The organism is Pandoraea pneumonica (genome assembly GCF_902459645.1).
In the GTDB taxonomy this organism is placed as follows: Bacteria; Pseudomonadota; Gammaproteobacteria; order Burkholderiales; family Burkholderiaceae; genus Pandoraea; species Pandoraea pneumonica.
This window is the reverse complement of sequence record NZ_CABPSK010000001.1, coordinates 912,393-937,310: the sequence shown is the minus strand read 5'-3', so window position 1 is coordinate 937,310 and position 24,918 is coordinate 912,393. Positions and strand designations below refer to the sequence as shown.

The window sequence follows — 24,918 nt, the reverse complement described above, 5'->3', positions numbered from 1 at the left end:
ATCGGCGTGCCGTATCAGGCGACCGCAACCCGCTCGACGAGCCGGTCGATCGCGGTGTCGGCGTCGACGCCTGCCGCGTGGGCTTCGTACGAGAGAATGACGCGGTGACGGAATACGTCGTGCACGATCGCTTGTACGTCTTCGGGTGTCACATAGTCGCGGCCTTTCAGCCACGCATAGGCGCGCGCCACCTTGTCGAGTCCGATGGCCCCGCGCGGGCTGACCCCCACCTGAATCCACCGGCCCAGTTCGTCGTCGAGCGTGCTGGCGACGCGTGTTGCCTGAACCAGCGCGACCAGATAGCGCTCGACCGGGTCGCTGACATGTACCTCATGAATTTCTGCGCGTGCCCCCAGAATGACCGCCGGGGCGAGCCGCAAGACATTTGCCGTCGCTGGCGTCTCGCCTTCTTCAGAGCGAGCCAGGCGCACGATGGCCTGCTCGGCTTCTTGCGCCGGATAGCTCACGCTGACGTGCATCAGAAAGCGGTCCATCTGTGCTTCGGGCAACGGATAGGTGCCTTCCTGCTCGATCGGGTTCTGTGTCGCCATGACCAGAAACAGCGGATCGAGCTTGTGCGTAACGCCGCCCACGGTGACCTGCCGTTCCTCCATCGCTTCGAGCAAAGCGGCCTGTACCTTGGCCGGTGAACGATTGACCTCGTCGGCCAGCACAAGATTGGCGAAGATCGGCCCAGCCTGAAACCGGAACTCGCCTTTGCCGCCCTCAGAGAAATAGACCTCCGAGCCGGTAATGTCCGAGGGCAGCAAGTCCGGCGTGAACTGAATACGCGACAACCGCGCGTCGAGATGCCGCGCCAGCACCTTGATCGCGCGTGTCTTCGCCAGTCCGGGCAAGCCTTCGACCAGCAAGTGACCGTTGGCGAGCATGCCCAGCAGCAGCCGTTCGATCATGGTCTGCTGCCCGACGATGGCTTCGCCCATCGCTTGTTGAAGGGCAAGAACGTCGTCGTGATAGCTCATGTGCCGGTTCTCTTCGAAGAAGCCGCCTGCGGTTCAGTCTGGCGCGTTGCCGATCGGCCGATGAACCACGCGTAATACGGATTGTCAGGATCGGCGCCGACTGCTGCGGCGATATGCTCCGCCCATGCCTGGCGATCACCCCGGTAGGCGTCGAGGCCCGCGCGGTAGAACGTATGCAGCACTTCCCGCTCGCTCCGGATGCTGCGCCACATCGCGTCATCCGCGCCGCGCAACGGCGGGTCGTTCTGGAGCGCCATCAGGTTGGTGAGCGTCTTCGGGAAGGCGTCGCGTTTCACCCATCCGGCGTATTCGATGCGGGGACGGTCGTCAGTGACCGGCAGCGCATCGGCCGCGTACCATTCCAGCCCTGCGCGGTCGGTCACCCACGTGGCGAGCAAGGCCTCGGCAGAGCGCACGCCAACCGCCTGAAGCGCCTCGCGCGTCTTCGGCTCGGCAAAGCGGCGCTGTATGCGCTGCACGTCGAGATCCAACGGCGTGAGAGAGCCGATCAGCATGGTTTCATGCAATTCGGTGGTCCACAGCGAGGCATAAGGGAACACATCGAGGAAGCTGCGCACGAGCGATCGCGTGTCTTCGTCGTTCTGCGTGGGCAGCGGCAACCATTGCGCGACCAGACCGCCAGGTTGGAGTCGCTTGGCCGCCAGACGGTAGAAGTCCGTCGAGTAGAGGCTTGCGACGCCCGCGGCGGACGGCGGCGGCGGCTCCAGCGTGATCAGGTCATAGGTCTGCTGGCTTTGCAGCAACTCACGGCGGCCGTCGCGCAGTCGAATGTCGACGCGCTTATTGGACGCGACGTCGAAATTGCCCGAGAAGTTCGGCGCGGCCCTCGCCACCGCGGGTAGCAACTCTGCGACAACCCGGTATTGAAGGCCCGGGTAAGCCAACATGGCGCCTGCCGTGATGCCCGTGCCAAGTCCGATCACCAGCGCAGACTTCGGCTCGCCGTTGTGCACAATCAGCGGGAGCAGTGTCTGCAATCGCATGTAGCGAAGCGACGTCATGGCGTCGCCCGAGTTGGACACGCCCTGAATATAGAGGCGGCGGAAGGTGTTCGACGACGAGCGTTGTTCGAGGACGGCCACCGTGGCCCCTCGGCCTTCCTCATAGAACACGGCGTCGCCGCCGCGCGACTGGGTCAACAGTGAGGCGAAGCGATCGGGCGACGCTCCCAGGGACGCCACTACGACCGCAGCGGTGAGCGCGGGCACCACCCAGCGCGAACGCGTGCGCGTGCCTTGGCCCCGCCACACGGCTAGCATGCCGATGACACATGCGCCCCCGGCCAACACCGCGAGCGTGCGCACCAGCCCGATCGAGGGCACCAGTACGAACCCGGCCAGCGCCGAGCCGGCGATGCCGCCAAGGGTGTTCCACGCGACGACGCGCCCGACATCGGTCCCCACACGGGAACGGTCGACACCGATCCGCAGAACGAACGGAAAAGCCGAACCCAGCAGCAACGTCGGTACGAAGACGATGCAGACGGCAGCAAGCGCGAAGCTCGCATACATGGCCCATGAGGTCTGCGACGTTTCTGCCAGCACCCACGATTGAAGCGCCAGTTGTGTGCGAATCAGCCACCCGCCGAGCAGCACCGTCTCGAGCAATGCCACGAGCCCGGCGGCGCTCACGAGCGCACCGAACGCGCTCCACGGATCTCGTACGCGGTCGGCATAGCGCGCCGCAACGGCGCTGCCGATGGCCAAACCCGCGAGATAGGTCGCAAGCACTACCGAAAACGCGAAGGTACGCGTGCTCATGAACTGCACGATGCTCTGCGACCAGACGACTTCATAACCCAACGCGATACCACCCGCGACGGCATACAGCGCGAGCGCGAGCCGTGCCTGACTCACGGCGGTGCCGTCCTGAGTGAGCGTGTTCGGCATTTCCGGCTGGGCGCTCTCCCCGGCAAATCGGGGAGCAACGCGAGGCGCCAGTCGCCAAGCCAGCAACGCGGCCAGGCCATTCAGCCCGCCCGCCACCAGCGCGCTGCCGGTCATGCCCAGCGAAGGAATCAGGACGAACCCCACGAGCAGCGTACCGACGATAGCGCCGACAGTATTCGCCGAATAGCACCGCCCGCCAGCGCGTCCAACCCCGTCCGAGGGCGACGCCACCAACCGCATGATGACCGGCAAGGTGCCGCCCATGCCGATCGCCGGGACGATCACCAGCGCGAGCGGGAGCCCCCACGCGAGCGCGCCAAGGTGAGCGTCCATCCAGGCAAAGGGTGCGGCGGCATAGGGGAGCGCAAACGTCGCTGCCACGCCGAGCAGCAGAACCGCGCATTCGAGTTGCGCGTATAGCCGCAGCGGGTTCGGCAACCGGTCGGCCACGCGGCCGAAGTACCACCCGCCCAGCGCCAATCCGCCGAAGAACGCCCCCACGACGAGCGCGACGGCATGCACATCGACGCCAACGACGAGGGAGAGTTGTCGAATCCAGACAATTTGATAGATCAGTCCCGCCGCGCCGGACATGAACAGCAACGTCGCGGCGACGAATGCGGCTTGGCGCCCAGCATTCTCTTGTGCGCGCACAACCGTCTTCGATGCCGCTTTGGACGGCGTAGGCAATGAAGGAACTGCCGGGGTGCTTCGCATAGGTCTGCCTTGGTAGAGCGGCGGACGACCGAAACAATCGGCCGTCCGCCCGGGAACTACGACGTGATGCGTTGCGCTACGTTATTTCGATGCCTTCTTGGCCGTCGCTGCTGCGATTTGCTTGTCGACCTGTTCACGCACCTGATCGATGCTGAAGCTGGCCGGGCGCTGGCTCGGCGGATAGTCGACGAACGTTTGCAGGAACGCGCTGGCCTTGGCGGTGCCGAGGAACGCCAGATAGTCGTTCTTCGTGAGCCAATCGTCGTACTGATTAGAGACGACGTCGGCGCGCTCGTACGGGTCCATTCGCAGGTTGAAGAGCTTCGGCACGCGCAGGCAGGTGAACGGCTCCTGCCAGACAGCGAACCCGCCCGGGGCTTTCATCTCGCAATAGACGAGCTTCCAGTCACCGAAGCGCATCGCCACGAGCACGCCGTCGTCGTTGAAGTAGTAGAACTCGTCACGCGCGCCCTTGTTCGTCTGGCCCGTGAGATACGGCAACTGGTTGTAGCCGTCCAAATGGACCTTGAACGTCGTGCTGCCCACCGACGATCCCTTGAGCAGCTTGTCCTTGATGCCCGTGTCACCGGCAGCCGCCACTAGCGTTGGGAACCAGTCGAGACCAGAGAACATCTCGTTGCTGACCGTACCCGGCTTGATCTTGCCCGGCCAACGCACGATCGCAGGCACGCGGAACGCGCCTTCCCAGTTCGAGTCCTTTTCGCTGCGGAACGGTGTCGTCGCCGCATCGGGCCAGGAGAACTGGTTCGGACCGTTGTCGGTCGTGTACACCACGATGGTGTTGTCGGCAATCTTCAGGTCGTCGAGCGTCTTGAGTAGCTTGCCGACGTCGCCGTCGTGCTCGAGCATCCCGTCGGCGTACTCGTTGCCGGGCATGCCGCTTTGCCCCTTCATCGAGTCGCGCACGTGCGTGTACATGTGCATACGCGTGGTGTTCATCCAGACGAAGAACGGCTTGTTCGCCTGCACTTGCTTCGTGATGAAGTTTTGTGCTGCGGCCGTCGTCTCGTCGTCGATGGTCTCCATGCGCTTGGTCGTGAGCGGGCCGGTGTCTTCGATCTTGCCGTCGGCCGTGCTGTGCAGCACGCCTCGCGGCGTCATCGCCTTGACCATCGGATCGTTCTTGTCTTTCGGCCAATACGGACGCTGCGGCTCTTCTTCGGCGTTCAGGTGATACAGGTTGCCGAAGAACTCGTCGAAGCCGTGTTTGGTCGGCAGGTATTCGTCGCGATCGCCAAGGTGGTTCTTACCGAATTGCCCGGTCGCATAGCCCATGGACTTGAGCACCTGCGCCATGGTCACGTCACGATCCTGTAAGCCGACAGGGGCGCCCGGCACGCCGACTTTCGACAAACCGGTGCGCAGCGGCGACTGGCCCGTAATGAACGACGAACGGCCCGCCGTACAGCTGTTTTCGGCGTAGTAGTCCGTGAACATCATCCCTTCGCGGGCGATCCGGTCGATGTTCGGCGTCCGGTACCCCACCAGCCCCATGCTGTACGCGCTGATGTTCGTCTGGCCGATATCGTCGCCGAAGATCACCAGAATGTTGGGTTTCGCGCCGTTGTTGCTGGCCGTGGTGGTCGAGGCGCCTGCCCCGGATGTCTGCCCTGCCGCTACAGGCGTATTCGATTCTGCTGGCGGCTGAGCCGGTGTCGCATTGGCGTTTGCCGAGGTATCGGGCGCGGCAGCAGGGGCTGGCGCGGCCGACGTTTGGGGCGCTTGGGTTTTCTGTTCATCCGACTTTCCGCACCCGGCCAGCACTGCGACTGCCAGCGCCAGTATGGCCAGTGTGCCGCGCGGCATACGCGCGTACCCACTGAAGCTTCGCATTGGAATCATTACCGCCTCCACAGGAGTTGTGGCGGCCAATGGCCGCCGGAACGTGCTGACTTGCCCGTTTTCGTTCGTCCGTCTGCCCTTCTCGCGCTGACTTCGCTAAATGACTGCGCTTAATAACCGCGCTTAATTCGCCGAACCGCTGCGGCTGGCAACTGCCGTGCCGCGGCGCACGGCGGCCCATTGCGCGTCGTCCATGACGAGGCGGAAGCCCAGATGCGACATGCTGTTATAGGGATCGGTACCGCGCCGGGCGCTGGGCCGGTAGCTCAGGCAGTAGTCGACGTTGCAAAGGAAGGAGCCGCCGCGCGTCACGCGCTTCGGGGCGTCCACGGGCACGCCCGGCTCACTCGGGTCCCACGACGCGAGCGGTCCGGCCGGATCGACGATGGCCTGCTTTTGCCCGGCTTCCCGCCGGAATTGATCGGCGCGATACCAGTCGGCGACCCACTGCCAAGCGTTGCCGGTCATATCGGACAGTCCGTAGCCATTGGGCGGGAACGTACCGACCGGGCTCGTATCGACAGCGCCCCCGGCCTTCGGGCTGACCACGGGGAACGGACGGTTTTGCTGGCCCTGCCAAACGTTGGCCATTTGCTTGCCGTCGGGCGTGAACTGGTCACCCCAGGCGTAGGTGGCTTGCTCCAGCCCGCCGCGCGCGGCAAATTCCCACTCCGCCTCGGTCGGCAAGCGTTTGCCGACCCATTTGGCATAAGCCTGTGCGTCCTCGTACGAGACTTGCACGACGGGGTGATTGTCTTTACCGGCAATGGACGTGCGCGGGCCGCCCGGATGCTGCCAGTCTGCGCCGGGCATATAGCGCCACCAACGCGAGTAATCCTGCAACGGCACCGGTGCCGACGTGCCCACGAACACCATGCCACCGGCCACCATCGCACTATCTGGCGGGCGCGGCGTGCCCGGCGGGAGCTGTACGCGCAGCGTCTCCCAGTCCGGTTTGCGTTCTGCCGTCGTGACGTAGCCCGTCGCTTCGACGAATTTGCGGAACTCGGCATTCGTGACGTGGTGCGTGTCCATCCAGAAGCCGTGCACGCGCACCTGATGTGCTGGACGCTCATTGGCCTGCGCCAGACGGCTGTCGCTGCCCATGAGGAACTGACCGCCCGGGACGTGCACCATGCCGATCGGCCCGCGCACGCCGTCGCCGCTCACGACCGTGGGCACTGCCGGGGCTGCCGTGCGGACTTTCCAGACGGTGCCTGCGGTAACGGCAGCGGCGGCCATCACGACGGCCGCCAGCACGATGAACTTCCGACGAGGGGGAGTTCCTCGCTCGGCGCCAACCTTTGGTGTGCCAACCGTCTTTGGCGAAGGTGCCGGACGTGACGATTTCTTGCGGGAGGTCGACCCGCTGCGATTAGCGTCGATATAGGGCTTCATTCAGCACCTCAAAGTGAAGGCGGACGGTGTCTACAGCCCGGTGAATGCATCATCTTTTCATCACCCGGGTGGCGCAATTGGTGGGAGGGGCAACCACGTTGCCCTTTCGGGCAACGCCTGTATCGGCTGGCTGAATTGCGCTTCATTTATTCGGTGCCGGGGCGGATTCGAAAGGAAAGATCGTTTTCCAATCCTTTTGCATGCTCACGACGACCCACCCTGCCTGCTTGGCCTGATCCCATGCTTTGTCGAGTTTCGCGGTCTTTGACGCGCGGTCGTAGGCGAATTCACGCGCGCCGTCGTCGTGATGGATCAGCACGCCCAGCGAGGGGCCATCGCCGCTCGTGGTGTACTCGATCATTTCTCTGTCGCCATCCGAATTACCGACCGCGAGGACAGGCCTGCGTCCAATTGCCCGGAAGATGCTGACCGGTTTGACGGGGCCGTCGTTGTACACATCGAAGCCAGGTTTTCGAATCAGCACGGGTTTGCCGTCGGCGACCCGGTACTGGAGCTTTTCTTCGCTGCCGACGATGCGCTCAGGCGGAATGCCATAGGCGTCGCTCGCCCACACCCGCATGAATTCAGCGGTGCCGCCCGAGACGATCCAAATCTGGAAGCCATTCGCCCGCAGCAACGCCAGCAATTCGCGCTGCGGCTGGTAGACGAGATCCGTGTAAGCGCGGCCGAACTTGGGGTGCTTCGCCCGTGTGAGCCAATCGCGAATCGACGCGTCGTAAACGTCAGTGGACATGCCGCTGTTCGCTTCGGCGATCAGTGCGAACGCGTCCTTCTGGTTGGCCGCCAGCGCTGCGACGTCGTTGGTCATCAGTGCCTTGAACGCCGGTCGCTTCTTCCACTCCGGATGCTCCGGCGCGGCGGCCTTGAGCTGATCGATCATGAAGATCAGTTGGAACGGTATCGGCTGCTCGCTCCAAAGCGTGCCGTCGTTATCGAACACGGCGATGCGCGATTCGACGGGCAGAAACGTCGGTGCGCCCACCCGGGTGACATCGCTCACGAACTTGAGAATGGCATCGCGCGATGCGCCATCGCGCCATGACGGCAGCGATGCCGCCACGGGTTCAACGGGTGCGAGCGGCGCGACCGAGCGCACCTCCGGTGCGGCGGTGCTCGCCCCGACGTCCTGAGGCGGGGCGGCGCTTTGCTGAGTTGCGCAACCCGCCAGCGCGATGACGAGCCATCCGGCCGCCAACGAGCGCGCGAGGGTTCGGTGCCGTGTAAGCGCACTGCGGAATCGATTCGCCATGGCGGTTCTCCTTTGGGACGACGCTTGTCCAGTGCCTCCGGCGGGTAAAAAAGCCCGTATGCGTATTCGCACACGGGCACCGGAGACACACTACGCAACTACGCTAACCACGGATCAGGGTTCCGCGATGGTGAACCAGAAGTCGAATTTGTCGTACAGGCCGAGCATTTCCTTGAACTTGGCCCGGTCGCCGTCGAACTGCACTTGCCCGCTGTCAGCCAGATTGCCCAGCTTGAGCTTGCCCAGCGCAATGTCGTCGAGCGTCGAACGATTGAGCGAGATGTTGGCGTCAGCCTTCTGCAACTGCGCATCCTTGGTGTAGTTCATGACACCGTTCTTGACGGTCAACGCGTACTTCTCCTTCGTGTCCGGGAAGTTGACGTTGAACGCATACGCTTTGCCTGCGGCCCTCGGTCCGTTCAAGTGAATGGCGAGGAAGTCCAGGAACATATCGGTGGTCATGCCACGGATGATGTCGGGCGACGAGGTGTTAGGCGTTGCGACCTTTTTCACGCCGCCGCGCAACTCCTGTGCGCCGCTCAGGTAGAAGTTGCGCGCCGGGCCGGATTCCGCCTGATACCCCAACTGCTCCAGTGACGCTGCTTCGAGGTTCCGAGCGGCCTGATTGGTCGGTTGCGCAAAGACGACTTTGTTCGTCAGTTCCGCCGCCCAGCGATAGTCGCCCTTGTCGAAGGCGGCCTTAGCGCCCTTGAGCATCTTGTCCGCACCGATCAGCTCCACGTAGCGTTTGGCCTCGTCGGTCGGCGGATACGGGTCGAAGTTGGCAGGATTACCGTCCCACCAGCCAAGGTAAAGCTGATACGTGGCGCGCACGTTGTGCTTCAGGTTGCCGTAATAGCCACGGCTGTAAAACTCCTTGGCGAGCGAATCCGGCAGCACGAACTTGTCGGCGATCTCGTGCATCGTCATGCCCTGATTGGCCATGCGAAGCGTTTGATCGTTGATGTAGCGATACAGATCGCGCTGCTTTTCCAGATGCTCGACAACGCGTTCGTTACCCCACTGCGGCCAATGGTGGCTGCTAAACGACACGACGGCATCCTTACCCCAGAGGCGGATCGTTTCGTCCAGATAGTGCGACCACTTCTGCGCACTGCGGACCTTGGCGCCGCGCAACGTAAGAATGTTGTGGAGGGTGTGCGTCGCGTCCTCGGCCAGATCGATGGCCTTGAACTGCGGGAAGTAGAACAGCATTTCCGCAGGCGCCTCGGTGCCCGGCGCCATCTGGAAAACGATGTCCACGCCGTCGATATTGATCGTCTCGCCGGTCTTCTTGATGAGCTTGCTCGGCTCGAACAAGGTGATCGTACCGGCCGCCGTCGTTAAACCGAGGCCACCGCCGACGGTCCCCTTCGGGTCTTTCGGCAGCAAGTTGCCGTACATGTACGAGGCGCGACGGCTCATCACCGTGCCCGCGAACACGTTCTCGCTGACGGCCTCCTCCATGAACCCTTCCGGTGCCACGAGCGGCACCTTGCCGGAGCGCACATCCTTTTCGTCCACGACACCGCGCACGCCGGCGAAGTGATCGACGTGGCTGTGCGTAAAGATCACGCCGGTCACCGGCAGGTTCTCGACCTTACTATTGACCAGATCGAGCGAAGCTTTCGCCGTCTCGACCGACGTGAGCGGGTCGATCACGATCCAGCCCGTTTTACCGCGCACGAACGTAATGTTGGCGAGGTCGACGTTACGCACCTGATAGATGCCGTCCACCACCTTGAACAAGCCCTGCGCCGAGAGCAATTGCGACTGGCGCCAGAGGCTCGGGTTGACGGTTGGCGGGGCTTCGCCGCCCATGTTCTTCTTGAGGAAGTCGTACTGTGTCAGATCGATGACCGTATTGCCCGCACTGCCCTTCACGACCGGATTCGGCAACTCGGCAATAAACCCACGCTGAATGTCTTCGAAATCCTGTTTGTTCGCGAAGGGGAGAAAGTCCAGCAGCTTTTGATTTGCGTCGCGCGTGGCGGCCGTCGCGTCGGCAGGTTGTGGTGGAGATGACTGGGCATGTACCGCTGTCCCACTAAGGGTAGCGGCAACCAGCGTTAAGACGGCAAAGACAGACGTGCGTTTCATCGAGCCCTCCGCAAGAGCGTTGTATCCGTGATGCAACGTATGAAAAACGTACGGGAGTCATTTTCAACACCACGGGCATTCGATGACATAGGGATTTGGGGCAATGGGCACGCCCCTTTTGGGCAAATTAAAAGAAAATTGGCTTTACGAAGGTATTCGAAAGTGCTATCAATTTGACATTGCCGGTAAATCTAAATGAGAGTGAAAAACAAGGGTGATTTATTGAGAAATAGTTATTTAATTGATTTAAGTGCGTAATTTAAATTATTCACGGCGGAATTATTCCTACAAATCGACGGAATTCAGAACATACCCCGGGGGAGTTTCTTAACGAATCGCGTACTACGCGGAGAAGCCATGAACGCCAGTCGTGAATCGGTAGTGCACGTTGTCGACGATGACGCCTCGTTGCGCACAGCGCTCACGCGCCTGCTGGTCGCATCGGGGTATGACACAAAGGAATATGCGTCTGCGGGAGAGTTTCTGGTCAGTGAGCCGGACGAGCGCCCCGGGTGCGTACTGTTGGATCTGGAGCTAGGCGGGCCAAGCGGCCTCGACTTGCAGCGCGCCTTGCGCCGTCAGACACCGGCCCTGCCTGTGGTCTTCATGAGCGGCTATGGCGACGTTGCGCGTTCGGTCGAGGCGATGAAGGCCGGCGCGGTGGACTTTCTCATCAAGCCGTTCGGTCGAGATTCGCTCGTCGGCGCGGTGGAGACAGCGCTGAGTCTCGTACAAAGGCCGTCGGCGACCCCTGTGGCCGACCCGGCGGAATCGGCGCTCAGCGGTCGCGAGCAGGTGGTACTGCAAGGCATCGCCAAAGGACTGCGCAATAAGCAGATCGCGGCGGAGCTCGGTTTGTGCGAACGCACAATCAAGACTTGCCGAGCAGAGCTCATGCGCAAGTTCAGTGCCACATCGCTGGCAGAACTGATCCGTAACGCCGACAGGCAGACGCCATCCACTGCTGCACAGATGTCGTGAGCGGCAGACTCGCCCGTAGGCTTCGAGGGGCCGTCGCGCTGGTGGTCTTCGCCGCCTACGGCCTCGTTGCGCCCGCAGCAAGCAGTGCTGAGCCGCCCAAAGTTGTGCTGCTCACGGGCGGCGACCCCATGCAGGCCGCGGTACTGATGCAGACCCAGGCGATTCGCAACGTGTTGAACGAAAAGTTGCCGCTTGGCGCTGAAACATTTCTCGATAGTGTGGACGGCCACCGCTTCAGCGTCGATTTGCTGACGCCAGAGCTATTTGCGCTGCTCCGCAAGAAATACGAAGGTCAGCACATCGATCTGGTCATCGCCATCGGCAACTATGCCGCCGAATTCGCGCGCGCCCACCACGACGCGATCTGGCCCGACACGCCGGTCATTGTCACGAGCGTGCCCGAAGCGTGGCTGAAGATGAGCGGCGCGTTCCCGTCGACCTTCGTCCTTATCCCCTACCGCATCGAGATCGACAAAACGCTTGCCATCGCGCGGCGGCTTCAGCCCGGCGCGACGCGGCTAATCGTCATCGGCGGGAGTGCCGTGCTAGACAAGCACTTCTCGGACGAAATCGTCGAAGCGGCACAAACCGGCGACCGACGGTGGAGTGCTATCGAGCGCTGGGAGGGGTTGTCGGTGCCGGAATTACGCGCGCGGCTGGCCAAGCTAGATAAGCGCGATAGCGCCGTACTCTATGGCACGCAGTATCTGGACCGCGACGGCAGGCGTTACTTCCCCTTCGAAGTGGTCAACAAGATTGCGGGCGACGCGCCGGTGCCGATCTATGGCTGGTATGCCAATTATTTGATTCAGGGCGCGGCGGCAGGTGCGGTATACGATCTTGAAGAGAACGGCCGCATGACCGGCATGATCGCGGCACGCATGCTTTCGGGCGACAAGTCCCGCCATTCCGCCATGTCCGGGCCGGCGCTGCCAGCACGATGCATGGCCAATATTGCGGTTCTGAAGCGTCTGGGCATTTCGGAGCGCTCGCTCGGGCCCGACTGTAAATGGCTGAATGCGCCCCTGCCGCCGTATCGGGAGTATTGGAAGGAAATCGCGGTCATTCTGTTTGTGATCGGCGCGCAGGCGTTCACCATTTTTGCCATGCTCAGGCAGCGCCGGGAGCGACGCGCCGCCGAGCGTGAAGCCGCCACACGCCGCGCCGATCTCACGCGCGCGTCGCGTATCGCTACGGTTGGCGAACTCAGCGCGTCTATCGCGCATGAGGTTGGCCAGCCGCTCGGGGCGATTCTCAGCAATGTCGATGCCGCCGATCTCATGATGCAGAGTGCGGGGCACAGCGACCCCGAGCTTCAGGAAATCTTGAGCGATGTCAGACGCGATGCTTTGCGCGCCAACGACGTCATCGTGCGCTTACGCACGCTGCTGCAAAAGCAGGCGATTACGTTCACACCGGTAGTCTTCGATGCGGTCCTCGAACGGGCAACCGCGCTTGTGCGGCCCGAGGCGCGCCGTCGCGGTATCGTCTTGCGAACCGTCTTCGGCACGCAAGACGCCGAAGTGCTGGCCGATCAGGTGCAGTTGCAGCAAGTGCTGCTCAACCTGTCGATCAATGCGATGGATGCCATGGAAGACGCGGAGCAGAAAGATCGCGAGTTGGTCATCAGCACGCGGTTTGCCGACGATGGTGTCGAGCTTGTCGTCGCCGATCGGGGTACCGGCATTGCGGAAGAGAACTTCGACCGGCTATTTGAGGCCTTCTACACGACGAAGGAGCGCGGCACAGGGCTCGGCTTGTCGATTGTGCGCTCCATTGCAGAGGCGCATCGAGGCAGCGTTTCTGCACGCAGCCGAACGGGCAAAGGCACCGAGTTTATCCTCTGGTTGCCGCTAGCCCCGGCGATGCCTGAACCGCAGCGTCGCCGCGTGAGTGAGGAAGCGAGCGTCTGACGCTCGCTCCCCACTCCCCGCTCAGTACGGCGCAGTCACCACCACGAACTGGCTGCCTTGCGGTTGATACCACGTACTGCCGCACTGCTGATAGATCATGCCCCGGTAGTTCACCGGGACGCAGTTGGCAGGCACCGAGCGAACGATCGAGCCAACCACCGCTGACGTCACGGCCACCGTGGCCGTCACTGCCGCCGCCGTGGCGATCGGGTGATAGTCGTCGTCCCATCCACCGTGATAGCCGCCGTGATTATCGACGTTGACGTTCACGTTTTTGTTGACGTTGACGTTGTTCGAGCTGGTGTTGCGCACGTTACGCGTGCGGGAATCGGGCTGCCGGTTACCGACGTTGGCGTGCTGTCCGGCATTTTGGGCGCGCGCATGCCCGCCACCGCCGCCACCACCACCGCCCATATGCCCGCCACCACCATGCCCGCCTCCACCGCCGCCGCGGCCGACGGCCATCGATGGCGACATCGCGGCGATAGAAGCGCTGAGTACCGTGACCGCCACGCAAGCGGTAAGCCAAGGGGAGAGCTTATTTGTCATGTTGTCACCCCTTATTGGCAGGCATCTGAACGGCTTCGATCTTCTTCGCACCTGCTGGCGGTTTGAACTCGAAGGTCGAGGACTTGATCGGCGCGCCGGTCTGCCATGTCACGAGAGACACCGACTGCGGGCGAGCGTCATCGTCCGTGCGGGTAATGACAACCTTGCGGGGTAACGGCTTGTCACCGCTGGTGATCCAGATCTGCCAGTCGACGCCCGCCTGCCGATAGGCGTAGTGATCGCAGAGGTCGTTGCCGATGTAGTCTTGCCCGGCATACATCGCCGAGTTGAACTGCGGCGTCTTGGCTTCGTCGCTTCCCCAAAGGAACATGTCGGCGAGCGGAAGTTCTACGCCATAGCGCGCACGGAGTTCGCCAATCAGCTGCGCCAAGGTCCCTTGATACGGCACGCTGGCGTAGTACTTCTGCCCGGGCGAATACAGGGTCGCGGTTTTTCCGTCGTAGATGATCTCGCGCGAGTTACGCGCGCTTTTCATCACCGCGCGAATGTGGTTGGGCCGGTCGACATCCAGCGTGGCACTCGCACTGTGTTGGAGTTTCTGCCCGTCGGCGAGTACGCGCTCGCCCGTCAGATCCGTGGTGACCCGAAAACGCTTGAGCGTTTGCAGGTAGGTCCCCATCGTGCGCAATGCCTGCACGGCTTCGGGGTCTACGGCATCGGCGGGTGCGGCCTGCGCGGCAGGAGCGCTCGCGGGTGCACCCTGCGCCCATGCGCTCGTCACTGTCGACGCTGCACCTGTCGTGAGCAGCATCAAAACGGCTAACGCCTGTCGTCTCATCGTTGTGCCTCGATTCAAGGGGATTTCCATGGCGGGAAGGTGTCGAGATGCGCCAACGTCAGACGCGCGATTCAGTGTCGGCACCCTGGAACCAATGTAGCGGGCCAGCCCGGCGAAGCAAAGACCATTGCCCCAAATTGCCCGATGGGGAATCGGTGTTGCCCCAACTCCCGATGGCGTATGGCGTCCAATCCAAAGAAGAATGCAGGCATATGGACACGGGCATTTCATGACCACTTCAAAGAATCTCATCGCGATTCTGGAGGACGACACAGGAATGCGTCGCGCGGTCGAGCGGCTGCTCAGTATTTCGGGCTACCGCACGTGTTCGTTTGCCAGTACCGACGAGCTTGGCGTGATCGAGTCGGTGACGATCGCGTATTGCATGGTCGTCGACGTGGAGTTGCCGGGAACGTCCGGGCCAGCGTTCTACGAGGCGTTGGCGCAGCCGCGTCCGCCCGTGGTGTTCGTCACGGCCCATGACAGCGAGAAAACGCGAGCCGCAGTGACTCGCGTGGGGGCCAGCGAGTTGCTCACCAAGCCCTTCCTCGGCAGCGACCTGCTTGGTGCCATCGAACGGGCGACGCGGGTCGCGCATTGACGCGCCCGCGCGCCCACGTGCCCTACGCGGTTAAATCCGAAAGTCCGCCGCCATGTCCTCGTCGCTGCGCGCCACGAGCTTGCCCGAGCGGCAGGCGCGCATAAAGGTGTCGTAGTCCTTCTGGTTCTGCACGGCGTAAGCCAGCGCGTAATCCGTCATGGCGTCGGCCAGCCGCTTCCCATCCCCGATATACGACGAAATCTCCACGGCAAGTCCGCCCGATTTCGCATGCGCCCGGGCGAGTGTCCAGCCGCACAGGCGCGCATAGCCCTGCAAGATGGTGTCGCTCATGCGCTCGACCTCGGCCGAGATCTTCATGTCGCGCAATTGCCGGAAATAGAAGTGCCGCCCGTTCGGTCCCGTCGTCCAGCCCAGGAACGCATCGCTGGCCGCTTGCAACAGCCGCTGCCCAGCCACGACGCGCAATCCTTGCTGATGCACCTTCCCCGTCGGGAAGTACCTGGCGATGACCGACTCGCGCGCCTCTTTGACTTGTAGAAACAAAGGCTTGCCGTGCACATCGACAAACAACATCACCAGACAGAACGTGCCGACGCTGCCCACCCCCACGACCTTAAAGGCAATGTCCTGAAGCGTGAACTGATCGATCAAAGCGCGTCGGTCGACCGGCAGCGTACCCACATATTCGTTGAACGCCTGTGCCAGCTTGCCCTGCCACGCCTCGGTGTTCGACCATGCGTGGGCATTCCCCAGCAAGGAATTCGGTCCGGCAGGATGGAATAGCGCGGGCGGCGCGTCTTGGATGACCCATCGGCCGTTCTCAAGCTTTGCCATTTTGTCGAGCATGGCCTCGTGCGAGCGGCCAGCGGCTTTCTCGGCCGCCTTGCGAATCATGCGGCGCCCTTCCGACGTGACGGCCGCTTCGGTCATGCGCTCGAACGTGACGATCTCATGCCAGAGATCGAGCGCGCTGTACTCGGCGTACTCCTGCATCCGCTTGCCGTACTCAAGCACCGCCGTCGCGACGATATCGCGGATCGTGCTGCGATCGACGCTCATGTGCTCCCCGGCAATCGCAAAACTCGCGACAAGCCGCTTCAGATCCCATTCCCAGGGCCCGGGTGCCACTTCGTCGAAATCGTTCAGATCGAAGACGAGTTGCCGTTCCGGGGTGGCGAACCCGCCGAAGTTCATGAGGTGGGCGTCGCCACAGATGGGAAAGGTGAACCCGGTCGTCGTGGTTCTGGCCAGATCGTGCGCTTGGAGAACCGCACTGCCGCGGTAGAACGTGAACGGGGACACCGACATCCGGCCGTATCGCAACGGGACAAGGGCATCGACACGCCCTGCACTGTTCTGCCGCAACAGCGCGACGGGATCGCGGTCGACATTGCCGATGTCGTTCTGTTTCGAACGAGGCGCACGTTCACGGGCCAGTTTTCCTGCGGCTTTACGTTGGTCGAGCGTCAGATCGCTGGGCATGGGTCACCTCCAGAGTTTGCGTGAATGCGGACGCGATCGCGTCCCTCTTGTTTTGCCGCGTAAAGCGCTTCATCGGCCGATTGCAGCAGCCGTTCGGGCGTGCCAGTTGGCAAGGGCCCGGTGGATGCGACGCCGATGCTCACCGTGACATGCCGGTGCTGGCTGTCCTCGTGGGCAATGGCTGCCGCGTGCACTGCCACGCGCAAGCGCTCGGCGACGTCGCGCGCCCCCATGGCTTCCGTGTTCGACAGGATCACCATGAACTCTTCGCCGCCGTAACGCCCCGCGAAGTCGCCGGGGCGCCGAATCGAGTGCGAAATGGCGCGCGCGACGGCAATCAATGCCTCGTCGCCCGCCGGATGGCCGTATCGGTCGTTGAATTGCTTGAAGTGATCGACATCGATAAACAGTAGCGACAGCGCCGTTCGTTCGCGCAAGGCCCGCCGCCATTCCCGGTCATAGGCCTCGTCCAAGGACCGGCGATTGGCCAGCCCCGTGAGCGGATCGGTACTCGCCATGCGTTGCAACGCAAGTTCGGCGACCTGTCGGCGTTTGCGCTGACGCCTGAGCAGAACGGCAAGGATCAGGCACGACACGGCGAGGGTAGCGGTCATTGCGGCGACCCAATACGCTCGCTTGCGCCACTCGGCATAGATTTCGCTCTTCGGCGCGCGAATATCGACGGTTAGCGGCAGTCCGTCGATGGACTGCCGTACGTAGAGATAATCGCCGTCGGCACCTGCGCTTGCCCCGACTTGCGAGGCCGTTACAGGAAGTACCGTCATCGTCGCTGGCACTGCGTCGCGTGTCGTGTCCGTGCTCCCGGCATTCGTATGGATGAGCACGGTACCGTCATCGCGCAGGAGGGAGAGCACCCCATGGTCGCCGGGTGTCAGACCGCTAAATAGACGAGCGAAGTATCTGGCGTCGATCGTGACGATGCCGACACCGGAAAACGCGCCATCGTCGCGGTGGATGCTTTGGGCCAGCATGATGCCGCTGGCCGCCCCGGGGGCGGCTGAGCAGAGTGGCACCGATGTAGACACCGAGAGTCCATTGCGATTGGCCTGCTTGTGCGCAGCGACGACTCGTTGAACGAGAGGCAGATCGAGACAGGTCGTCGAAGGCAGTGCTTCGAAGACCGTCTCCCCCATCTCGTTGACGATCACGGCTTGTGCATCTGCGGCCGGTTCTGCGCCGGACGATGGGGCGGTGGGAAGGTATGGACGGAACCGCTCCAGACAGTTCGAGAGTTGCTGACTTGGGTCCGAGCGCCCGGCAACCGCAAGGGCGTCGAGCGCACGAGTGCAGGCCGAGAGATCGTCGCCCGCCACGCGCGCAGCCAGCAGCGCCACGCGCTGGTTCGCTTCCCGCGCGTCATCGCGTACCGCGACGCGGCCCTCATAGAGCAAGGCCGTGCGTACGCCGATCATGATCACCGCGGCCAATATCGCGGCCGCGAGCGTCAAGCCGAGCGCGCCAAACCATGCGCTCGATGTCGGTGACGAAGGTTGTGAAGTATTGGGCGAATTCATGGTCCCGCAGGCCCCAGGCTAGCGCGTCCCCATTCTTTTCGTTATCGGCGCGCGGGGCTATCGGGAGTGTGGGCAAGTGCTTTGCCCAGTGGGGCAATTCCGTTGCCCCCGACACTAATAGTTCGCGCCGGTCGCAGACACGACAATGGCGCTCGATGGCCGGTCAATCGCGATATCAACGACGTGAGTTGGGTATGTCTTTCAACGGACGCACGAGAACGCAAGCCAATCGCAGGGTGACCCGCCATGTCCGCTGGCTGGTGATGTCCTGCCTCGCGGTGGCCCCGTTCGCGGCATTCGGCCAGTCGCCGGGGCTGCGCGTGGGCGGCGACGTGAAAAGTCACGCCAACAGCGTGCTCGCCATCATGAGCTACACCACGGTGCCCGATGTCACGACAAGCTCGCTCTCGATCAACAACGGCTCGACGGGCAACCCCGGCTTCTGGCAGACCCAATTGGGCGGCGGGTTCACGCTCAGCCGCTCATTTCCGCTCTATCTGGAAGGCACCCTGGCGTACAGCCGCTACGACCCGACGTTCGTAGCGTCGGACGGCACAGAGCATCGCACGTTGCCGGTGCGCTGGAATACGCTGAGCACGACCGTCGGTATCGGTTGGGATATACGCCTTGCGGATGAACTCGTGCTGCGCCCGATTCTCAATGGCAGCGTTGGGCGCGTGGCGAGCGATCTGCGCATCGGCGAGACCTTGGTCAACCGGGCGGCCGACGTCAATCTCCAGTTTCTCGAGAATGGCGCCTTGAATGCCTATGGTCTGGGCGGCTCGCTGATGCTCGACTTCGAGCACTACCGGGAAGCTTATGAGATCGATGTCGAATTGCGGCTGACCGATATCCACCTGCACAGTTTTGGCGGTTCGTCGGCGGGCGTTCAGGGCAGCGCTAACGCACAGCAACTGAGTTTGTGGTCGCGCTGGCGTGCGCCTACGGGCCTCAGAGCACTCGACCGTCCGGTGCGCTATGTGCTGGAAGCGGCCTACTCTCAGTACTTTGGCGACAGTGCCGGCGTGCTCGGCTTCAATAACCTGACGTCGCTCGGCGTCGGGCTAGAACTCGACAGCAGCAAGTATCCGGTGGTCGTGACCCGCACCCGTTTGATGGCTCGTTACGTGTTCGGGCATAACGTTCAAGGCGTGTCGCTCGGCTTTGCCATGAGCTTCTGACGAAACGCCCTCCCCCTGCTCAAATCAGCGCCTTAGCGACCTTCCCCAAAATGGCGGACAACGGTAACTGCATTGCCGCGACGTAGAGCATCGGCAATGCGGCTGGAATGGCGATCGCAGCCACCGACAGTTTGCTGATCGGGATCGATCGCATATGAACCACCGCGTCATAGATGGCATGAATATCCGCCACGGGGCCCAACTCAGGGGCATCGAGTATGGCCGGTTCGCCAATGTCCCGATGCTGAATCCATCGCTCATGGACGAGCCGGTCGTGATGCGCGACCAAACTGCCGTATTCGAACGCGGCACGGCGCTTTAGCTTGCCCAACGGCAGCGCAAGCGGGAGAAGCGGGATCAGAAAGACCACGGAAATCAATACCGCGCTGGCAATCAGCAGCCCTTTCATTTGCACGGCACTTGCCCCGTGATACGCCACTTCATGCGCGAACGACGACGCGACCACCGCCGAAATGGCAAACGCGACCGGGCTGAACATAAAGGCCATCCGCTCGACAAAACTCAGCCCGCCGACGCGATCGGGATGCGACGGCACCAGCGCCAACGGGAGTTTGCCGATTCGGTAAAGCAGCATGAAGAGCAGGCAGGCGCGCCAGAGCCATGCCAGCAGCATCACCGTGAAAAGCGGGCGGACGACAAGGACGAACCACCAGCCGCCGAAGCTGATATCGGCGAGGGTATCGCCGTGATTCATCCAGGTCATGTCCTCTGAACGGCCGATCAGCGCGCCGAGCGTCGACCAGGCCAGGGTTGCGCCGAAGATCACCACCCAAGGCAAGACGCGGTCGCGAATGGCGGCAAAACGCGCCAGTTGGCGGCGGAACTCGGGGAGTGTCTGCTCGGTGATGATGCCGCAGTCGACAAAGTACTTGAGCAACGGCGGGATCAGGTTCTGGGCGACGCCCTCAGCGATGACCATTAATGGGATGGCAACCAGGCACCGCACGTGAATGCCGAAGTGAGCGGCAAGCGTGTCGTCGCCGCCACCGTGTAGTGGGCGCCCTGTGACGATGGCCCACACCACGAGCGGAAGCCAGCTAACCCCGGCAAAGATCAGCGCGCGCCGCACGGTGCCCATGTTGCCGTCTGGGATGAGCCGCATCCGCCGTTGAAGGTGGAAACCGACGTCGCCGTGTACGATCGACATATCGTCATTCGGCGTGACGCCATCACCCGGGGGCTCCGTGCCCGGCACCGGAACGTCTTTTCCCATGAGTGTCTCCTAGCCGGCACGAACGTCGAATCGAAGTAGGATCGTAGTTTTGCGCTGGACGGCCTCGCACACCATCGGGGTTTCGGGCAACGATTTTGCCCCATGGGGCACGCCGGTTCGCGCGAAAATCGCCTGCAAGCTGCCGCGCATTCCCGCCAGGAGCCGCCATGATGACGCGCATCGCACTGACAAAAAAACTATCCGTCGTGCTCGCCACGATATTGATGCTTCTGAGCGTGACCTTCGCATGGGCGCAACCGGCACCCGCGCCTGCACCGGCGGTGGCAGTGTCCGGCCCGCCTGCCGCCGACCTAAGATTCATGGATCGGCCCATCACGACCTTTCGTGCATCGCTTACCGGCGCGTCGCCACAACAGCGCGCCGATCGCTCCTTCGCGGTGCTCGACGGGCTGCCCGAAAGCATTCTCGTGCTCCCTACGGTCGCGGTGAAGGCGTCGATGGGCGACGCTCGCGGTGTTGTGTTCCGTCGTGGCGACCGTATTCTCTTTGCGTTGCTCGAAGGCGATGTCGACCAAGCTGACAACCGCCCGTTCGACGTGATCGCGAAAGAAGTGCAAACGCAGCTCGATGCCGCGCTCGCCGCACGCCAGGCGCAACTGTATTGGCCGAATATCGTTCGGGGCGTGCTTTACTCCCTGCTGGCGACGGTGATCTTGGCAGCGCTCGTTTGGCTGGCAGGACGGTTGCAGACCCGGCTCCAGACACGCATTCAATACGCCGTCGAAGCACATGTCTTGCGCCGCACGTCCAAAACGTTCGACTGGACAGGTTCGGCTTTCCAGTTGGCGCGGCAGATCGTGCAACTACTGTTTCTCTTCTTTGTCGCGGCGCTGATCTATGTCTATCTGATCTATGTGCTGGAGCGGTTTCCCGTCTCCCAGCCGATGGGCGAGCGTCTCAGTGGCTTCCTGTGGACGCTGATCAATACGTTCGCCCTCGGTGTGGTCAATGCCATTCCGGGGCTCATCGCGGTCATCGTGATCTTCTTGCTCACGCGTGCCCTGCAAAACCTGATCAACAACGTCTTCGCCGCGATACGCCAACGACACCTGAACGTGCCGGGAATGCACCCCGACACCGCCGACGCCTCCCGGCGCATCGTGACGATCGTCGTATGGGCGCTTGCCCTGACATTCGCCTATCCCTACTTCCCCGGGGCGCAAAGCGATGTGTTCAAGGGGCTGAGCGTGTTGCTGGGGTTGATGGTCTCGTTGGGTTCTGCCGGGATCGTCAATCAGTTGATGAGCGGCATCGTCGTGACCTATAGCCGCGCCTTCCAAGCGGGCGACATGGTGCAAATCGGCGATACGGCGGGGGTCGTCGTGAGTGTCGACACGTTGTCGGTGAAATTGACGAACGTGCGGCAAGAGGAAGTCACCATTCCCAATGCCGTCGTGGTTGGTGCCATCGTCCATAACTTCTCAAGCCGCGATGGCAAGGCGCCGGCGCTGGTCGTTACGTCTGTGACGATTGGCTACGACACCCCTTGGCGTCAGGTGCAAGCCATGTTGTGTTTGGCGGCGGCGCGGACCTCCAAGGTTGCACAAACGCCTGCGCCGTTTGTGTTGCAGCGCTCGCTCTCGGACTTCTATATCGAATACGACCTGCACGTCGCGCCGGTCAACCCGGCACAACGTCTGGTGATGTTGAGCGAGTTGCATAGCAGCATCGTCGACGTATTCAACGAGTATGGCGTGCAGATCATGTCGCCGCATTTCGAGGAACAGCCGAAAACGCAGATCGTCATCCCGCGCGAAGGGTGGTCGCCGGAACCTGCTGCGAAGGACAGCAAGCCTGATCCGGCTGCCGGGGCGTAGCGAGGACGTGGGACGGTTTCGGGTGCACCACGGGGCAAACGGCGTTGCCCCAACTACCTATGGCGATGTGACGTCACAAATCCGACACTCATTCGGCAGTTCATCCACATTGCGGAGACAAACATGCAAACACGTCGTCAGTTCTTCACGGCTGCTGTTGCTGCCGGGGCTTTTGTAGTGGCGCTGTCCGGATGTTCGACGACGGGGAACAGCCCCGCCACGCCAGAGGCCAATGCCTCGCGTAAGCAATCTATCGACGCCGCCGCCGACGGCACGCTTTCCCGACTGTTCTCGACAGTCCCCGGTTCGCGTGAATTGGTGGGCAAGGCACGCGGTGTACTGGTGTTCTCCGGCGTCATTCAGGCGGGCGTGATCGTCGGCGGCCAGCATGGCGACGGCGTGCTGCGCGTCGGCGGCAGTCCGGCGGGCTATTACAGCGTCTCGTCGGCGTCCTTCGGGGCGCAACTGGGGATGCAGTCGAAGGACATGGTGTACCTGTTCATGACGCAGGACGCGCTCGACAAATTCCGTAGCTCGAACGGCTGGTCGGCGGGCGGCGACGCCTCGGTCGCACTGGTGAAGGTCGGCGCAAACGGCCAGGTCGATACGACGACGTCGACCCACCCGGTGGAAGTCTTTGTCCTCACCAACAGCGGGCTGATGGGCGACCTGTCGCTGTCTGGGACCAAGATCACCAAGTTGGATATCTAACGCTCCAAACGCTGAGAAGCCGCGCAAGTCGTATACGCACGGCCGCGCGCCGAATGCATCAAACATTCGGCGCGCGTTCACATCGCGGCCGCCTTACAATTCGCCCTTCCCGCCGTCTTCGAGCAACTTGAGCAACGGCGGCGACTTGAGCAGGTTTTCCGGCTGTACGCGCTCCCAAAGGCTTCCCTCCCCTCGCTGCCGGCCAAGTTCGTCCTCACGGCGCAGCCATTGCTCGACCGTCTTGATGCGATTGGGATGAATTTCATCGAGCAGCGGATAGTCGCGCTGAATCACGTTGTGCTTCCACACGTTCCAGAACCCCGTAAAGTTGTCGCGAAAACTCATCGTGCTTTTGTCGGCGGGGTCGGCGTTATAGCCAGCAGGCCGTTGCGCGGCGGTCTTGAGCGGGCCATTCCAATAGGCCTCAAGATCGGTGTCGATGTAACGCGCGGGGTGCCCGGTCACCCGCTCGAAGGCTTCGGCAAGCTGGGCATAGCCGACCTGCTCGATCGCCACTTCGAGGTTCATACCGTTTGCGCGCTCCGGATTGTCGAACAGCCAGCGCGCGTAGTAGCCGCAATCGTCTAGCGCAACGTGAGGCACCGTGCCGTCGCCGAGCGGCACACGCCATGTCAGCACGCCGTCTTCCACGAACGGCATCATCGGCGTCATCGCCGAGATAGCCATCTCCATATACGGTCCCGTGGTGAACACCGCCGCGCCCATGCGGTCCCGGTTCGTCTGGTTCTGAAACAGAATCCATTCGCCGATGCGGCCTTTGCCGTCATAGTGTCCGACGCGAAAACGGGAATCGTATCCGGCCTTCTTGAGCGCGTAATCCAGATTGCCGTAGACGAAGAACTTGACGCCCTCCTCCAGCGCAATTTCGTAGCATCGGATCGCCCAATAGGTTTCCGTCTTCTCGCCCGTGTTAAACCCGTCGAGGTTGACGTAGGCGGCGTCGCACCCGCGAAAGCCTTCGCGCAGCACGTCTTCGTCGGCAAACGTGCCTTGAAGGATGGAAACGTTGCCCAGTGCTAGCAGCGCACGGGCGCGCCGGGAGTCCGGATTACGGCTCAACGCCCGGACCGAATATTTCCCGTCGGCGACAAGCGCACCGATGACGGGCAGGCCCTGTGCACCGGTGCCACCAATGACGAAAATCTTGGAGATGGGTTGCGAAGACATCGTGGTTCCCTCGAATTTGTTGAAACGGATGTGGCGCCGACACCCGCACGGGAAATTCGCTTCACGGGGACGACGTGTTGCTCTTATAATAAGAGTCACTAATTCGACTCGGCAAGCACTTTCGATCGGCTTGCCGGAGAAACACAGACGGAGAACGGCGCATGCGCTCAAAGGGTTTCGATGGCATGGTGTGTTCAATCGCGGATGTCATGGCGGCGATTGGCGACCGATGGGGTTTGCTGATCCTGCGCGATCTCGTGCTTGGGCTGCGCCGATATGACGAGTTCCGCCAGTCGTCCGGCGTGACCAATGCGACGCTCAGCGATCGCCTTAAGCATCTTGAAGCCAGTGGTCTCATCGAGCGGCGGGCGTATCAGCAAAACCCGGAGCGATTTGAATATCTCCTGACGCGCAGCGGGCGCGAGGTCGGCGCATTGATGCCGGTACTCGCCCAGATTGGCGATACCTTGGGGGCTTCGGCACCGCCCATGACATTCCTGAACCGGAAGACCGGCGCCCCCGTCCGGTGGGCCTTCATCGATCAGGCGACAGGCGAGCCAGTGAGCCCCGAGGACCTGACTATCGAAGCCGGTCCGGGGGCGGACGATCTCGTGCGCTGGCGCTTGTCGCAAGGTGGGCAACATCGCAGCATTGTTTGATTGGCGCGAGGGTGGGCCGCGCGCTCCATCTGGCCAAGATGAACC

At 62.4% G+C, this 24,918-nt stretch carries 19 protein-coding genes; 7 read left to right on the top strand and 12 right to left on the bottom strand.

Annotated elements, in window-relative coordinates:
• Positions 1-14: 14 nt before the first annotated feature.
• From PPN31114_RS04165 to PPN31114_RS04140, 6 genes are all read right to left on the bottom strand, one after another.
• The gene (locus PPN31114_RS04165; protein ID WP_150678203.1) at positions 15-983 is read right to left on the bottom strand and encodes an AAA family ATPase; all 969 of its coding nucleotides are present in this window, start codon (positions 981-983) and stop codon (positions 15-17) included.
• Positions 980-3,610 (bottom strand): fused MFS/spermidine synthase, encoded by a 2,631-nt coding sequence (locus PPN31114_RS04160; RefSeq protein ID WP_150678202.1) that lies wholly within the window; start codon positions 3,608-3,610, stop codon positions 980-982. Before PPN31114_RS04160 ends, PPN31114_RS04165 begins: the two co-directional genes overlap by 4 nt.
• 81 nt (positions 3,611-3,691) lie before the next feature.
• On the bottom strand, positions 3,692-5,464 hold the full coding sequence (locus PPN31114_RS04155; RefSeq protein WP_246182390.1) for an arylsulfatase: 1,773 nt from the start codon (positions 5,462-5,464) through the stop codon (positions 3,692-3,694).
• 132 nt (positions 5,465-5,596) lie between these two features.
• Positions 5,597-6,715 carry a formylglycine-generating enzyme family protein gene (locus tag PPN31114_RS04150; protein WP_150679143.1) on the bottom strand — a complete coding sequence of 373 codons (1,119 nt, stop codon included), beginning with the start codon at positions 6,713-6,715 and terminating at the stop codon, positions 5,597-5,599.
• Positions 6,716-7,013: 298 nt separating this feature from the next.
• Entirely contained in the window at positions 7,014-8,141 is a 1,128-nt protein-coding gene (locus PPN31114_RS04145; protein WP_150678201.1) for an HAD family hydrolase, read from the bottom strand.
• A gap of 114 nt (positions 8,142-8,255) precedes the next feature.
• On the bottom strand, positions 8,256-10,241 hold the full coding sequence (locus PPN31114_RS04140) for an alkyl/aryl-sulfatase (protein WP_150678200.1): 1,986 nt from the start codon (positions 10,239-10,241) through the stop codon (positions 8,256-8,258).
• A gap of 357 nt (positions 10,242-10,598) precedes the next feature.
• On the opposite strand from PPN31114_RS04140, the gene PPN31114_RS04135 reads away from it, so the two are divergent.
• Both PPN31114_RS04135 and PPN31114_RS04130 read left to right on the top strand, forming a co-directional pair.
• Positions 10,599-11,222 carry a response regulator transcription factor gene (locus PPN31114_RS04135; RefSeq protein ID WP_150678199.1) on the top strand — a complete coding sequence of 208 codons (624 nt, stop codon included), beginning with the start codon at positions 10,599-10,601 and terminating at the stop codon, positions 11,220-11,222.
• Positions 11,219-13,135, top strand: a complete 1,917-nt coding sequence (locus tag PPN31114_RS04130; RefSeq protein ID WP_150678198.1) for a sensor histidine kinase — start codon at positions 11,219-11,221, stop codon at positions 13,133-13,135. The genes PPN31114_RS04135 and PPN31114_RS04130 overlap by 4 nt, the downstream gene beginning before the upstream one ends.
• Positions 13,136-13,156: 21 nt before the next feature.
• Here the strand turns inward: PPN31114_RS04130 and PPN31114_RS26300 are convergent, their stop codons facing one another.
• Positions 13,157-13,684, bottom strand: coding sequence for a hypothetical protein (locus tag PPN31114_RS26300; protein ID WP_217426913.1), 528 nt, complete (start codon positions 13,682-13,684; stop codon positions 13,157-13,159).
• Positions 13,685-13,688: 4 nt separating this feature from the next.
• Entirely contained in the window at positions 13,689-14,483 is a 795-nt protein-coding gene (locus PPN31114_RS04120; protein ID WP_150678197.1) for a DUF2092 domain-containing protein, read from the bottom strand.
• A gap of 229 nt (positions 14,484-14,712) precedes the next feature.
• On the opposite strand from PPN31114_RS04120, the gene PPN31114_RS04115 reads away from it, so the two are divergent.
• The gene (locus PPN31114_RS04115) at positions 14,713-15,084 is read left to right on the top strand and encodes a response regulator transcription factor (protein WP_174987650.1); all 372 of its coding nucleotides are present in this window, start codon (positions 14,713-14,715) and stop codon (positions 15,082-15,084) included.
• Between the two features lie 30 nt (positions 15,085-15,114).
• On the opposite strand, the gene PPN31114_RS04110 is transcribed toward PPN31114_RS04115, so the two are convergent.
• Both PPN31114_RS04110 and PPN31114_RS04105 read right to left on the bottom strand, forming a co-directional pair.
• A complete protein-coding gene (locus PPN31114_RS04110; RefSeq protein WP_150678195.1) occupies positions 15,115-16,527 on the bottom strand; it encodes a DUF2252 domain-containing protein in 1,413 nt (470 codons plus the stop codon).
• On the bottom strand, positions 16,512-18,062 hold the full coding sequence (locus tag PPN31114_RS04105; RefSeq protein ID WP_150678194.1) for a sensor domain-containing diguanylate cyclase: 1,551 nt from the start codon (positions 18,060-18,062) through the stop codon (positions 16,512-16,514). Before PPN31114_RS04105 ends, PPN31114_RS04110 begins: the two co-directional genes overlap by 16 nt.
• A gap of 263 nt (positions 18,063-18,325) precedes the next feature.
• On the opposite strand from PPN31114_RS04105, the gene PPN31114_RS04100 reads away from it, so the two are divergent.
• Positions 18,326-19,243 carry a hypothetical protein gene (locus PPN31114_RS04100; protein WP_150679142.1) on the top strand — a complete coding sequence of 306 codons (918 nt, stop codon included), beginning with the start codon at positions 18,326-18,328 and terminating at the stop codon, positions 19,241-19,243.
• Positions 19,244-19,262: 19 nt separating this feature from the next.
• On the opposite strand, the gene PPN31114_RS04095 is transcribed toward PPN31114_RS04100, so the two are convergent.
• Positions 19,263-20,477 (bottom strand): hypothetical protein, encoded by a 1,215-nt coding sequence (locus PPN31114_RS04095; RefSeq protein ID WP_150678193.1) that lies wholly within the window; start codon positions 20,475-20,477, stop codon positions 19,263-19,265.
• 167 nt (positions 20,478-20,644) lie between these two features.
• Between PPN31114_RS04095 and PPN31114_RS04090 the strand changes: the two genes are divergently transcribed.
• A complete protein-coding gene (locus PPN31114_RS04090) occupies positions 20,645-22,315 on the top strand; it encodes a mechanosensitive ion channel family protein (protein ID WP_150678192.1) in 1,671 nt (556 codons plus the stop codon).
• Between the two features lie 123 nt (positions 22,316-22,438).
• Positions 22,439-23,026, top strand: a complete 588-nt coding sequence (locus PPN31114_RS04085) for a BPSL1445 family SYLF domain-containing lipoprotein (protein WP_150678191.1) — start codon at positions 22,439-22,441, stop codon at positions 23,024-23,026.
• A gap of 93 nt (positions 23,027-23,119) precedes the next feature.
• Here the strand turns inward: PPN31114_RS04085 and PPN31114_RS04080 are convergent, their stop codons facing one another.
• Positions 23,120-24,214 (bottom strand): NmrA family NAD(P)-binding protein, encoded by a 1,095-nt coding sequence (locus PPN31114_RS04080; RefSeq protein WP_150678190.1) that lies wholly within the window; start codon positions 24,212-24,214, stop codon positions 23,120-23,122.
• 161 nt (positions 24,215-24,375) lie between these two features.
• Between PPN31114_RS04080 and PPN31114_RS04075 the strand changes: the two genes are divergently transcribed.
• Positions 24,376-24,873: a winged helix-turn-helix transcriptional regulator gene (locus tag PPN31114_RS04075; protein WP_150678189.1), complete on the top strand. Its 498-nt coding sequence runs from the start codon at positions 24,376-24,378 to the stop codon at positions 24,871-24,873.
• Positions 24,874-24,918 lie beyond the last annotated feature (45 nt).

Bases quoted from the DNA above. Each gene is read 5' to 3' on its own strand.
- PPN31114_RS04090 (WP_150678192.1), top strand. From the start codon at position 20,645: ATGATGACGCGCATCGCACTGACAAAAAAACTATCCGTCGTGCTCGCC.
- PPN31114_RS04080 (WP_150678190.1), bottom strand. From the start codon at position 24,214: ATGTCTTCGCAACCCATCTCCAAGATTTTCGTCATTGGTGGCACCGGT.
- PPN31114_RS04150 (WP_150679143.1), bottom strand. From the start codon at position 6,715: ATGGCCGCCGCTGCCGTTACCGCAGGCACCGTCTGGAAAGTCCGCACG.
- PPN31114_RS04100 (WP_150679142.1), top strand. From the start codon at position 18,326: ATGTCCTGCCTCGCGGTGGCCCCGTTCGCGGCATTCGGCCAGTCGCCG.
- PPN31114_RS04115 (WP_174987650.1), top strand. From the start codon at position 14,713: ATGACCACTTCAAAGAATCTCATCGCGATTCTGGAGGACGACACAGGA.
- PPN31114_RS04160 (WP_150678202.1), bottom strand. From the start codon at position 3,610: ATGCGAAGCACCCCGGCAGTTCCTTCATTGCCTACGCCGTCCAAAGCG.
- PPN31114_RS04140 (WP_150678200.1), bottom strand. From the start codon at position 10,241: ATGAAACGCACGTCTGTCTTTGCCGTCTTAACGCTGGTTGCCGCTACC.
- PPN31114_RS04155 (WP_246182390.1), bottom strand. From the start codon at position 5,464: ATGCGAAGCTTCAGTGGGTACGCGCGTATGCCGCGCGGCACACTGGCC.
- PPN31114_RS04095 (WP_150678193.1), bottom strand. From the start codon at position 20,477: ATGGGAAAAGACGTTCCGGTGCCGGGCACGGAGCCCCCGGGTGATGGC.
- PPN31114_RS04120 (WP_150678197.1), bottom strand. From the start codon at position 14,483: ATGAGACGACAGGCGTTAGCCGTTTTGATGCTGCTCACGACAGGTGCA.
- PPN31114_RS04145 (WP_150678201.1), bottom strand. From the start codon at position 8,141: ATGGCGAATCGATTCCGCAGTGCGCTTACACGGCACCGAACCCTCGCG.
- PPN31114_RS04110 (WP_150678195.1), bottom strand. From the start codon at position 16,527: ATGCCCAGCGATCTGACGCTCGACCAACGTAAAGCCGCAGGAAAACTG.
- PPN31114_RS26300 (WP_217426913.1), bottom strand. From the start codon at position 13,684: ATGACAAATAAGCTCTCCCCTTGGCTTACCGCTTGCGTGGCGGTCACG.
- PPN31114_RS04105 (WP_150678194.1), bottom strand. From the start codon at position 18,062: ATGAATTCGCCCAATACTTCACAACCTTCGTCACCGACATCGAGCGCA.
- PPN31114_RS04135 (WP_150678199.1), top strand. From the start codon at position 10,599: ATGAACGCCAGTCGTGAATCGGTAGTGCACGTTGTCGACGATGACGCC.
- PPN31114_RS04075 (WP_150678189.1), top strand. From the start codon at position 24,376: ATGCGCTCAAAGGGTTTCGATGGCATGGTGTGTTCAATCGCGGATGTC.
- PPN31114_RS04085 (WP_150678191.1), top strand. From the start codon at position 22,439: ATGCAAACACGTCGTCAGTTCTTCACGGCTGCTGTTGCTGCCGGGGCT.
- PPN31114_RS04165 (WP_150678203.1), bottom strand. From the start codon at position 983: ATGAGCTATCACGACGACGTTCTTGCCCTTCAACAAGCGATGGGCGAA.